Below are 13,247 nucleotides of genomic sequence, written 5' to 3' on the forward strand. Positions count from 1 at the left end.
TTTTACCAATTATAAATATTTTAAACAAGGTAAATTATAGCTATTAAGGGTTAATTATTAGTTAGTTGTTGGGAAGGGAGAGAGCTTTATTTGCAAAAATAATCCTATAAATAATCATGAAAAAAATCAATTTAATTTTAAGTATTTGTTTAGTACTTTTTTTAGTAAAAACATACGGTCAAAGCCCATTAAAAACCGTAAACCCCAATGATCAATTTATCTTATTAGAAGATATGTCAGATGAATTTAATACAGGAAGTATTAACTGGTCAAAAAAATGGGAACAAACAAATAATTTACCAAACATAGCAGCTTGGAATTTAACAAACAAAACCAATGTTGCAGAAGGTAATTATTTTAATAGAGGAGCCGCCAAAATTACAGCAAGATATAACGGTAAAAATAATAATGGTACCTCAATAGCCATAAATGGAAAGTTTTATAATGCAGGTTGTCTTCAATCTCAAAAATCATTGCCTGCCAATTTTGAAGGTTATATTGAAGCGACCATAAGAGGAGCCGATATTGATAATTCTGATCCACATCCTTTTAATGGAGGAATTGATCGTTCTAGAGGTTTGTGTCCTGCTTTTTGGCTTTACAGTAAATTTTTTGATAGAAATCCAGCTGAAGGAGGTGTAGTTTATACAGAGATTGACATACAAGAATTACAGCAACACGATTTTTATGATGGCGTACAAGATGGAGTAGAGGATACAGAATCTAATTTACATATCGCCTTTAAAGATGGGAATAGAAGAAGATGGGTAAGACCAAAGAGAAATCCTGAAGAACAATTAAATAAATATGAATTAGGTTTTGACCCAAGAGAAGGGTGGCATACATACGGTTGTGAAATAACCAAGGAAGAAATTAATTTTTTTGTTGACGGTAAAAAAGTAGGAAAAACATTAAAAAATACACATTGGAGTAAATTACCATTACGTGTTATTATGTCATTAGGAATGAGAGTTCCATTTGTTGACTTCGGAGGAAATGCCTTTACTTCTTTTGATCCTCAAGGAAATTATCCAAACAACGATCGTTTGAAAAATTTAGCTGAAAGAGCTAGAAGACAATTAGGAGAATTACCAGAATCAATGTATGTGGATTATGTAAGAGTTTGGAAAAAAGGAGATACTATAGATGAAACATCATGTAGTATAGATACTGCTTTAGAAGGAGTAAAAGCTATCGAAAGCACAGAGAATTCTATAACTATTGCTTTTGATGAAATATCAGGAGTGGATACTTATGAGTTAAGAGCATGGAAAAAAGGTGATTTTACTGGGAGTATTAATATGCCAAAAGCAGTTGCTTTTAAAGGAGGAAAATCTTCACCATTAACTATAAATGATTTAGAGTCTGGACAAGAATATACCTTAGTTTTAAGAGGTGTTTGTAGTTTAGGAGGGGCAACAAAATTATCAGAAATTAACGCTACTACTGTTACAGATAATACTAGCTGTAATATGGAAACCATAATTACAGGTTTAGAAACTACAGAAAAAACTGAAACATCAATAACTGTAGCTTTTGATGAATTATCTGGAGTAGATATGTATGAATTGAGAGCATGGGAAAAAGGCGATTTTACAGGAAGTATAAATACACCAAAAGCTTTTGCATTTAAAGGAGGAAATACCTCTCCACTAACAATAGAAAATTTAGATTCAGGCAAAGAATATACTTTAGTTTTAAGAGCGGTTTGTAGTTTAGGAGGCTCAACAAAATTATCAGAAATTAATGCAACTACGATTACTGATATTACGAGCTGTAACACAGAAGCAATTATTACTGGTTTAGAAGCTACGGAAAAAACAAAAACATCAATAACAGTGGCTTTTGATGAATTATCTGGAGTAGATACATATGAATTGAGAGCATGGGAAAAAGGTGATTTTACAGGTAGTATTAATATGCCAAAAGCTTTTGCTTTTAAAGGAGGAAACACCTCTCCATTGACCATAGAAAATTTAGATTCAGGTAAAGAATATACCTTAGTTTTAAGAGCGGTTTGTAGTTTAGGAGGCTCAACAAAATTATCAGAAATAAACGTAAAAACTATTGCAGATGTATCTAAATGTAATTTAGGTACAGCAATAAGTAATTTACGAACTATCTCTAATACAGAAAGCTCAATAACAGTGGCTTTTGATGAATTATCTGGAGTTGACATATATGAGTTAAGAGCATGGGAAAAAGGCGATTTTACTGGGAGTATCAATATGCCAAAAGCGTTTGCTTTTAAAGGCGGAAATACATCTCCATTAACCATTGAAAATTTAAATCCAGGTAAAGAATATACACTGGTTTTAAGAGCAGTTTGCGAAGAAGGGAAATCTACTGAAATTTCAACGCTAAATACTGTAACTCAAGATGTGTTTTTAAGAACAGTAAATAAAGACTTAGATAATCATAAGGAAGTTGTCATTTTTCCTAATCCTGTAAAAGAAAATCGTTTCTCTATAAAATTGAAAGACAATACAACATCAGAAATAAATGTTTTTGATATTCAAGGAAAGAAAATCTTTCAAAAAGAATTTAATAGTCAAACTATTGAATTAAATAAAAGTAGCTTAGGAAAATCAGGTTTGTATTTTATTCAAATCAAACAAGGTGAAACTACAATAACCAAAAAGATCATGCTTCTATAGTAAGAGGTAAAATTTACCAATAAGAAGCGGCTAAATTTTTAGCCGCTTTTTTAATTGTTTCAAGCAATATTTTATATGTACAAAATAGTTTTTTACTGTAAAGAGAATAAAGTCATGGAGAAAAAGCAAAATAAAGGAGGTATACTAATTATTTTACTGTTATTCATCATCAATATTAATGCACAATTATCTTTAGGGGATTCTGGAGTTAGATTTGATAATTCAAAAAACGATGCTAAGTATCCTTTTATGAAAGAATGGCAAAAAGCAGGAGTGCAAGGAGGCATTCCTAAAAGAAATACATTGCCAATAAAATTAATTGTTGCACCAACAAATTCAAAAGGAATTCAAGAAGCAATAAATAGTGTAAACACAGAAGGAGAATTAAGCGTAGTGTTATTAAAAAAAGGTAGCTATACTATTGATCGTTCTTTAAACATAAAGTCGAATATAATTTTAAGAGGAGAAACGAAAGATGAGGTTATTTTTAATGTAACTATAAGGGCTTATGAAAATAGCAAAGCAAGTGCTTTAAAGTTTAACGATGTAAGAAAATCAGGATTAGAAGATATAACTTTTGAGTACATTCCAACTAAATCAACTACTATTTATGACGATCGTAATAAAGCTGAGAATCGTTTTTGTGGTAGTGATTGTTTTAGTAATGATCCTGATGGTATTAAAAACATGTATGTTTCATTTGTAGAAATAGACAAAAGATCTAAAAATTGTTGGATTGATAATTGTGTTTTTAAAAATTCAGGAACAAATCCGTTAAAGATTAGTGGAGATTATATTACCTGTAGAAATAATTTTATTGATGCTTGTTTTAACAAAGGAGGTGGTGGAAATGGATATTATGATATTAGAGGAAATTATGGTCTTTTTGTAAATGAAAGCGTGCGTAGAATTAGACATTTTGCTATTCAGCAAAAAGCGAAATATAATGTTGTTACAAATTGTAATTTAGAGGTTGATGTTAACTTTCATAATGGAGATGAAGGGTATAACTTAATAGAGAATAATAAGATAAGTAGTTTACAATGGAGATCGTGGGGAGCTTTTGCTTCTGGAGGATCAAAATATGGACATAAAAAGCCAGGTTCTAATAATCTTATTTTTAATAATAAAACCAGAGGAAGAAGTAATTCAGAACGATTTTCAGGTGATAAGGTATTTGTTTTTGATAGGTATGGAGAACCAAGATTATTAAGTTATTCACCACCAAAAGGAAAAACTTTTTATCCAGCTATTTTAACAGAAAATAACACAGCAATTTGTGGTAGAGATGTTTCATTAACAGGGTTAGCAGCTATTTCAAATACAAAGACATCTATAACTGTTGAATTTGATGAAATTTCTGGAGTTGATTTTTATGAGTTAAGAGCTTGGAAAAAAGGTGATTTTACAGGTAGCATTAATGAAACAAAAGCTATTTCTTTTAAAAGTGGAAATTCATCTCCTTTAACAATATCAGATTTAGATATAAATACAGAATATACACTTGTTTTACGAGGAGTTTGTGAAGTAGGGAAATCAACTAAAATATCTCATATCAATGCTACTACTTCAGATGATTATTTAGCAGATGGTGTTTATTATATTCAGAATCCTTCAGGAGATATAAGAATTAATAGTCCGAGTGGAAGTTTAGTAAATCAATCAGACACAAATGGTGATAGTGCCAAATGGATGTTTACCAAAGTTGATACTCATTATTTAATTAAAAATTTACGTAATAATGAGTATTTAGAAGTACCTTATAAAGTATGTAATATTGGAGATGATCCACGGAATTTAAATGTGAATTTAGCAACCTATTCAAAAGTGTTAGATGATCATCAACGATGGAAAATAACAAAAATTGGTGAAGATTATTTTTTACGACCATTGCATTGTGATAAAGCTGTGGATAGACCTAAAAATAAACCAATATTACTTTTATGGTCTTTTGATGTGAATAACAAAAATCAAAATTGGCGAATTGTTAGTGTGGAGCAATCAAATAGAACAAAATCTAATATCTTAAAGCAAGATTTTCAGAGTGATTTGAAAATAGAACAAGACTTAGCATATATTTCTATGAATTCTTTAGGAGATTATCTTACTATTCATTTGACTAAAAATACATCTTCAGAAATAACTATTTTTAATTTGCATGGAGAAAAAGTATATAACAATCAATTTAATGAAAATACAATTGAGATTAAAATTGAGAATTTAGGAAAAAAAGGATTGTACTTTGTGAAAATTCAGCAAGGAGGATACATAATAACAAAAAAAATAGTACTTCAATAAATTTGAATTACTTAAAAACGACTGCATAAAAAAAGCGACTGAATATCAGTCGCTTTTTGTTTGATAAGAATGATATACTTATTCTTTTATTAAAAATTGTCTCCCTTTATTAGAAACTTGAATAATATAGGTTCCCTTTTTTAAGCCAGATACATCAATACTTTCTTGATGTAAGTTTAAAGTAGATTCTAAGATTATGTTTCCATAAGTATCAAAAACTTTAATCTTATCGCCAAGTTCACTTCCTTTTACGGTTAAATAATTTTTAGCAGGAATCGGATAAATGGCAAAAGCTTTTTTCTTTTTACCAAATACGTCAGATGAAGCTAAAAATAGATCATTGGAAGTTTCAGTAGCTGATTTTTCTGTTTTGATAGTTATAAAATCAAAATACATATATCCCCAACTAGCTGTTAACGTAACAGTATTAAATCCAGCTTTTAAATTTAAGCTCATCGTTTTGGTTTGCCATGTGTTTTGAGGACCATTAAAATCAATTTCACCTATGTAAGAAGTATTTACGTTTAAAAATTGCTTTTTAAATCCAAATGGGACATTGTATCTAAAGTTTACCGAATAATCTCCATCAGAAGGAACATCAAATCCCCATGTTATTTTACCATTATCGCCTTTCAGATACACATAAGCTCCATTACTTGTTGAACCATCAGATTTTATTTCTACTTCAGATAAAATCATTGCGTTTTCAGCTTCAAGTTTTTCATCTATTACCACTGGAGGTCCCGCGTTACCTTCTTCAATTGTAATAGTAACAACATCAGTAGCCGTCATGTTTTCATGGTTTTTAATAACTAATTTGATATTGTGAGTACCTAAAGGAAGTGTTGTATTTATTTTTGCACCAGTACCAATTACTTTCCCTTTATTTTTCCATACAAATGATTTTATTTTACTGCCTGTATAAGAGCTTTTAGAACCATCTAAAGAGATACGTTCCTGACCATCATTGTCTGAGTCATTGTATGATTGATCTTTACCAGCATCAGCAACTAAGGTATTTTGTATTTCTGAATTATAACCACTTATAATATTAGCCATATTATTTCTTGCAGTAGTGTTTGTTCTATCTGTCCAAGACCATACGATAGAACCTTGCCATGAGTTTTCATTTAGTTTTTTACCAAGATCTTTAGCATTAATATTTGGAGTTCCTTGAAGTACTAGATTATCAGGATAATATTCACCTATAACAGTAGGTTTATCTATTTTACTAGTATCAAAAGCATTGTGAAAAGGAGAACCATTAATTCCTGCCCATTTGTAATAATGAATATTATAAAAGTCTAAATACCCATTTAAATCTCCACCAGCTTGAATTAGATTAATATCGGTGTAAGCATTCCAAAATCCTTTTTCAGGATCTTCTACATTTGTTAAAAAGCCTAAAGCTCCATTAGTTATTTTTACCTTAGGTTGTGCTTTTCTGATAGCTCCAGAAACTTTATTAATGAAAGATTGAATATCTTTCATTTCTATTTTTTGTAAAAATCCAGGCCAATGATCAGCATATCTTCTGGTCATACCTTCTGGTTCATTAAAAATTTCCCAAGCATACAAAGCAGGATGATTTCCAATAGCGTTTACTAAAGGTAACAAAGCATTATTAATGTATGCTTTTGTATATGCATTTTGTGTTAGTAATTTTTTATTAGCAACGGCATCTACAGCCCATTGATCTTTAAGCATGTCAAAAGACCATAAACAAATTTGAACTTTTAGTCCTTTTTGTTGTGCTAAGTTTAAAATAGCTTTTACATCGTTGTGGAAAAAATTAGGGTTTTTAGCTACCATTTGATTATTATCAAAAACAGGATTTGTTGATCCATTGGTATGATACCACCATCGAATCACATTACCATTATTAGCACTAACAAAGTCCATAACTTCTTCAAATTTTTTAAGGTTAGGTCTGAAATTTTTGCCTCCATTAGGATCCACACCAGTATCTCTTCCATAATTTATCCAAGCAATATTAATTCCGTTAGCTTTTTCAAATGTTTGATTTTTTGGATTAGGAATAGGAGAGGACTTGTTGGATAGTTTGTTATAATTAATTTTCTCGAATTGAGATCGAATGCTTTTTAAATCTAGATTACTGGGTACAAAGTTGTATTGGTTAGTTTCTCTATCTCGACCATTTTTCCATGGTTTGTTAGATCTTTGAGCAAAAGAAAATACACTAATTAAAAAAAAGAGGTTAATTAAAATTTTGGTTTTCATTACATATATTGTTTTTAGGGTATTTTTCAAGATACGTAAAGCTTAAAATTTTAGAGGTAGAAAATTATCTTTTTGTGATTTAAAATTATCTTTTTAAAGTGAAGCCTAAACAGCGTAATTCATCTAAATAATAAGATAAACTACGCTGTGTATAGAATAGAATATAACATTATTTTTTTGGATCTGGTGGTGGACGTAAGTTCCCTCTATTAAAAACTAAACTATTCGATTTTCTACCAATGCTTGCACTCAAATATTTCATTAACGTAAATTATAAATTCAGTAAAGTATATTAAGATTTGAAATGAACTATAACTTTAATAATTTTCTATATAGGTTTCTAATGCTATCTTTCGATACTTCTGTTACAGTTTTAACAAGTTTGCCATTATCATAGGCTTTACCTGTATATTTTTTATTTTTTTGTGAAACAATAATACCAGAAAGAGGTTTTCAAATTGTATCGTAAGTTATTTGAGCAAAAACATCTTCATGTTGAGAGTTTTTAATGTTTTTAATTATGCTTGGAATGTTTGTGTCAGAATTTTTTTCGTAACGTAGTTCCATAAATATTTTAAACAATAAACTACGAAAATAACTATCGTCGATATCTTTTTCATCCTTAGAACTAAACTGTAGTCCATTCCTAACAATCTCTTTTAAATTACCATTAATTTCATAGTAACCAATATCTTTAGACGCCAAAGTGTTTTTTAATAGAGAAATAAAAAGAACTTCTTTTTCCTTATAAAAAAATGATATCCTATCTTGTTTTCTAATAACTTTTACATTCTTATCTCTTTTCTCTGTTATAGTGTAACCATTTTTGGTGTAATGAATCGTAAATGCATTAGCATAATGAACAGCAAAGACCCAAAAAATCTGTTGTACTACTTTTCCCTTTTTTAAATAATCAATTTTTAAATATTGATTCTGTTCCGAAAAATCATAAGAGCGCCCATCATATATTCTACCATTCTTATATTCAGATTTTATAGATAAAATATCGTTCTTAAATTGAATAACATTTTCTTTAGAGTATTGATATTTTTTCTTTCCTTTTTTATAGAAATCAACTAATAAAATTTCTTGCATTTTCACAGGGAAATAACCGTCATAAGGTTTTCCATTTTTATAAATTCCTGTTGGATTTTCTTCATTTTCGAGCCATATGTAATTGTATTCCTTCTTTTGAATCTCTCCATTATCATAATATGAGATTTCTTTTCTATTGGAATATCCTTCAATTTTTACCTGTTTGCCATGTAATTTACCGTTCTTGTATGAAGTTATATTTCCTTTAGTATCTTCTGTAATACCATCTTTTACGGTGATATTTTTATCATTTTGAGCATTCAATAAAATAGAAATATAGGTTAATATTATAAAAGTTATTTTTTTTAACATGGATGTTTAATTGTAATATTTATAGGTACGTTCAATAATATTTTTTGGAAATAAGCCTTGATCAAACTCAGTTTTCTTTATCCAGTTTCCTTGATTGTCAAACTCATATTTGTAAATCCATTTACTTGTTAATTTACCATTAGAGTTATGAATATTTTCCTCTATTTTATTTCCATCTTTATCATATACAAAAGTGTAAAAGTTTTTTATTTTCTTTCCAAAAGGATCATAGGTAGTAGTTTTTGAATTTTCATTATTGTCATTATATTCAAATGTTTTTTTCTTCACAACACCTTCTGGATTGTATTTGTATTTTTCAATGCTTTCAATCTTATTTCCTTTTTGATCATATTTAAAATCACGTTCTAATATGACTTGATTGCCTGAATTATATATTTCATCCTTAATCTTATTTCCATTATCATCATAAGTATATAACCATTTATACACTAGTTTATTACTTTGAGTAGAGTAACAAAACATTTCGGTTTTATAGCCTTTTTCATCATACTTAGGAACAAATCTACTTCCAACTCCATCAAACTCATAAAGATATTCTTCAACAATTTTTCCTTTTTGGTCAAAATTTTTGATCTCTTTTACAAAGCTTTTTTCTTGTTTTTCGTCATTAACAACATTAAATGATTTTTCTTCATAAGATTCTACTTTTCCATTGATATTTTCTTCGTTCCAGTCATTAGTTTTTTCACTAGAACAGCTAAAGTAAAATATCATTATAAAAGTACAGATTACCAATAATTGAAGTTTAGAAGATATTTTGTTTATTTTTTGAAGCATGATTGTTTTAAAAGTTAATTAGTATGCTCCAAAATTAAGTAGTTGTCTTTATGATATAATTGATAGTTGTATATTCGAAAGTGCTGACTTTATATTTGCTTTTAAACTTTATTTGATGATAAAATAGGTTTTAAATCCTGAGTGAAACAGAATCACTATAGCTTTTCAGATGAATAAAAATGTTTTAAACAATATCTACAGCACTCACACCATTACTTTTTTTAGTGATTTTAATTTGAGTTGAAATACGTTCCTTTAAGTTTTCTACATGAGATATGATTCCTATCATTTTACCTTGTGATTGGAGCGTTTCTAAGGTAGAAATTACTATTTCTAAAGAGTTTTTATCGAGTGTTCCAAAACCTTCATCAATAAAAAGAGAATCAATTCGAACATTTTTACTAGCTAAATCAGATAAGCCTAAGGCTAGAGCTAAACTAATAATAAACTTTTCGCCCCCGCTTGAGGTATCTACTAATCTTACCTGATCTGTTTGATAATGATCAATTAAACTAAAATTAAGCTCTTCTTTTGGTTTGTAATTGTCTTCCATTTTTAAAGAATATCGCTTATTTAATTTATATAAATGAACATTAGCTAAATCTAATAAATGTTTTAAAGTTAATCGTTGTACATATACATTAAAAGCATCTTTAGAGTTTCCTATTACTCTGAATAAATCTCTCCATACGGAACAGATACTTTCTTGTGTATCTATTTTTTTATAAATATTCTGGTTTCGGTCTCTAATTTCTTTATCCTTTCTAAAAGCTTCTTGTATTTTACCTTTTTCTGTTAGATTGTTTTTCTTTTCGGTGTTTAAATGTTCTAAGGTAGACGTACTTTCCGTTTGAGTGAGTTCAAATTTTTTTGTTTCGTTTAATTCCTTTATAGCTTTTACATTTTCCTCTTTTAAAGCTTTTATTTTAAGCTGATTTCTTTTAATACTTTCTTTTGAATCATTATACTTCACAACTGTTTCCTTATCTAATAATGCTTTTTCAATTGTTTCTTTATTCTCAAAATCACTATCTAATATTAACGCATTAAGATTTGTTTTTAAAGTATTTAGTTCTTTGGTTAACTTTTTTTGATCCTCTAAGTTTTGTGTTTTTAAAGTGTCTTTTTCGGTTTTAATTTTCAGTTGTTTTTGCAATTCTTTTTGTATACCATCAAGCTGTTCGGTTAATTTATTTTTGTTGGTATTTAAAGTAGCTCTTTTATTTTCTACACTTGTGTTTAATGGTAAAATAGTGCTACGTTTAGTTTGTAAGTCAGCAAATGTTTTATCACTATTTTTAATACTTAGCAGATATTCTTTTTCAGAGGTGTTGTATGTTTCTAATTGTTTATTTGTATTTTCTAGTTTACTGTTAAATAACTTGTCATTAGCTTTTAACTGATCCGATACTTTTTGGTTTTGATTAAATTGTAAAATAGCTGTTTCTATTTCTTTAATGAAAGAATCTACATTTGAAATAGCTGGTAGTTCGTACTTAAATTTAGCTAATTTGGTAGTTAAATCTTTTTCTAATTCACTACATGATTTGGTTAATGAATCAATTGTTTTTTGAATAGCAACAATATTTTTTTCTATATTCTTAATCTTTTCTTTGTGTGTTGCAAGAGAAGTATTTAACGTATTTATAGTCGTTTTTTGAGTTTTTATAGTTTCTGATAATTCATTTTTAGTTTTTTGTAAATTCTGAGCAACTTTCAAAGAATCATCCACCTTAGAAATTTGTTTACTTATCTGTGTTAATTCAGATGTTATTTTAGAACTATCTGTTAATTCGCAGTCTATAGAAAGAGGAGTAGCACTTGTTTTAAAAGAAATTAATTCATTTTCAATAGTTTTAAGTTGTGTATTAAATCCTTTAATAGAGGTATTTAATGCAACTTCATTTTTATCTAGATCACTTTTTTCAGTTGTAATTTCTTTCAACCTTTTTTGTCGATGTAGCAATTCTTCCTCTGCCTTAGAAATATTTATTACTTTCAAGTTATCAGCATACGGATGTTCTGTAGCACCACATAATCCACAAGGTTCTCCTTTTACTAAATGTTGTCGGTCTGTTTCATATTTCGCAATACTTTTTTCTAAATCTAAAATTTTAGAGGCATCAGACACCGCTTTTTCTTGATTAGTAAGATCTTTTTGAACAATTTGTAATTGATCAATAATAGCTTTTAAATCATTTTCTTTCGTTTTCTTTTTTACTAGTAAATTTGAATACTCTTTTTGAGCATTTATGGTTTGAATGGAAAGATTTTTAAACTGTATCCAGTTAGCTTCTTTTTTAGTGAATTCCTTTTTTTGATTTAAAAGATCAGTGATATTATTTTTTAGAAGTTTTTCTGAAACATCATCATATTCTTTTTCTACTTTTTTTAGAGCAGTTGTTTTTTGATTTAAAAGCGACGTTTCATCTTTTAAAAGTGAATTGGTTTTTTCAATCTCTTTCTTTTTTAATGAAATAGTATTTTCATCTTCTTTTAGAGACTTTGTATCAACTTTTAAGGTAGTTAAATCTTTGGTCCATGATGAAATTTCCAAAGCAACTTCTTTTAAGAAAGCATTTTCATTTAAAAACAATTCCGATTTTTTAATAGCTTCTTTGTTTTCTTTGATATTATCAATGAAATCTTTTTGTTCTGCTTTACAGTTTTTAATTTTGTTAGTTACTTCATTAAGTTGCAAGCTCGTTTTTTGTTTGTTTTCAAGCTCTATTTTCAGAGAGTTATCTAACTTAGTAATGATATCAAATTTTGGTAACCAGTCATTAAATTCTTTATTTGCTAATTCTAATTCTTTAGTACTTACCGTTACTTGTTTTTCTAAAGATTCAATCTTTGGTTTTAGAGTAACTAAACTGGCATCAATTAATTTTAATTGATTTATTTGATCATTTTTACTTTTTTCTACCCTATTAAAGTTATCAATAATTTCTTTAAAAGGCATCGCTTTTTCATGTAATGCTAAGGCATCTAACTCAGTTTTATGCTTTTTAATGTAAACCTCTATTTTTTCAGAGTTTTCTTCTAATTTTTTAGCTTCTTCATTTAATTTATGTTGTTTGATATACCAATCAACGATTAGTTGAGTCGCCTTTATTTCTTTCTCTATCTCTGTAAGATTGGTATCTAATGATTTGTCTTTAGCAATTAATTCGTTTTTAACTTCATCATTCAAAACATCTGCCGAATTAATAGTAGATTGAAGCTCTTTTAATATGTTTTCTTCTTTAGATTTTCGTTCTAAAATACTTTGTCCAATTTTTTTATAAACCTGTTCACCAGTGATTTGTTCTAACAGTTTTCCTTTTTCCGGACCTTTAGCAGTTAGAAATGAAGCAAAGTCTCCCTGTGCCAACATAACAGAACGTAAAAACTGTGTATAATCTAACTGTGTTACCTTCTCAACAACCTCAAGATATTTTCGTTTTTGATCTGCTAAGGTCTTTTGTGTTGATAGGTTTTTTAAACTTACTTTTTCAATAGGATTTTTTAGAAGTACTCCTGATTTATTGGCAAGTCTAATTCCCCAATAACCTTCATAAATCGTATTGTTATTTTCAAAAGTAACTGCACTAAATGCTTCTTTTGCACCATGGCTTACTACATCAGTTAAGGTCGCTTTTGTACCATTAAATCTAGGTACACTATGATAAAGAGCAATGGTAATAGCATCTAAAATTGTTGTTTTTCCTGCTCCTGTAGAACCAGTTATGGCATACAAACCAACATCTTTAAATTGGTCATTTTCAAAATCAATAACAATAGGTACGTTCGATTTTAATGAATTTATATTTTGGAGTGTTATTTTTAAAATTTTCATATAAATTA

Annotated in this window: 6 protein-coding genes; 2 read left to right on the plus strand and 4 right to left on the minus strand. The window is 28.5% G+C overall.

All coding sequences use genetic code 11. From position 1 onward, the window contains the following. Nucleotides 1-116: 116 nt before the first annotated feature. Both AQ1685_RS09055 and AQ1685_RS09060 read left to right on the plus strand, forming a co-directional pair. Nucleotides 117-2,657: a fibronectin type III domain-containing protein gene (locus AQ1685_RS09055; protein WP_095071439.1), complete on the plus strand. Its 2,541-nt coding sequence runs from the start codon at nt 117-119 to the stop codon at nt 2,655-2,657. A gap of 114 nt (nt 2,658-2,771) precedes the next feature. Beyond that, on the plus strand, nt 2,772-4,955 hold the full coding sequence (locus AQ1685_RS09060; protein ID WP_157730165.1) for a T9SS type A sorting domain-containing protein: 2,184 nt from the start codon (nt 2,772-2,774) through the stop codon (nt 4,953-4,955). Between the two features lie 78 nt (nt 4,956-5,033). On the opposite strand, the gene AQ1685_RS09065 is transcribed toward AQ1685_RS09060, so the two are convergent. The 4 genes from AQ1685_RS09065 to AQ1685_RS09080 form a co-directional block, all read right to left on the minus strand. Continuing rightward, the gene (locus AQ1685_RS09065) at nt 5,034-7,196 is read right to left on the minus strand and encodes a CBM35 domain-containing protein (protein WP_095071443.1); all 2,163 of its coding nucleotides are present in this window, start codon (nt 7,194-7,196) and stop codon (nt 5,034-5,036) included. Between the two features lie 453 nt (nt 7,197-7,649). Next, nucleotides 7,650-8,603 (minus strand): hypothetical protein, encoded by a 954-nt coding sequence (locus AQ1685_RS09070; RefSeq protein WP_095071445.1) that lies wholly within the window; start codon nt 8,601-8,603, stop codon nt 7,650-7,652. 6 nt (nt 8,604-8,609) lie between these two features. Further along, a complete protein-coding gene (locus tag AQ1685_RS09075) occupies nt 8,610-9,338 on the minus strand; it encodes a hypothetical protein (protein ID WP_157730166.1) in 729 nt (242 codons plus the stop codon). A 247-nt stretch (nt 9,339-9,585) separates the two neighbouring features. Then, nucleotides 9,586-13,239 carry an AAA family ATPase gene (locus AQ1685_RS09080; RefSeq protein ID WP_095071448.1) on the minus strand — a complete coding sequence of 1,218 codons (3,654 nt, stop codon included), beginning with the start codon at nt 13,237-13,239 and terminating at the stop codon, nt 9,586-9,588. Nucleotides 13,240-13,247 lie beyond the last annotated feature (8 nt).

Origin of the sequence: Tenacibaculum jejuense, from assembly GCF_900198195.1 — a bacterium.
In the GTDB taxonomy this organism is placed as follows: domain Bacteria; phylum Bacteroidota; class Bacteroidia; order Flavobacteriales; family Flavobacteriaceae; genus Polaribacter; species Polaribacter jejuensis.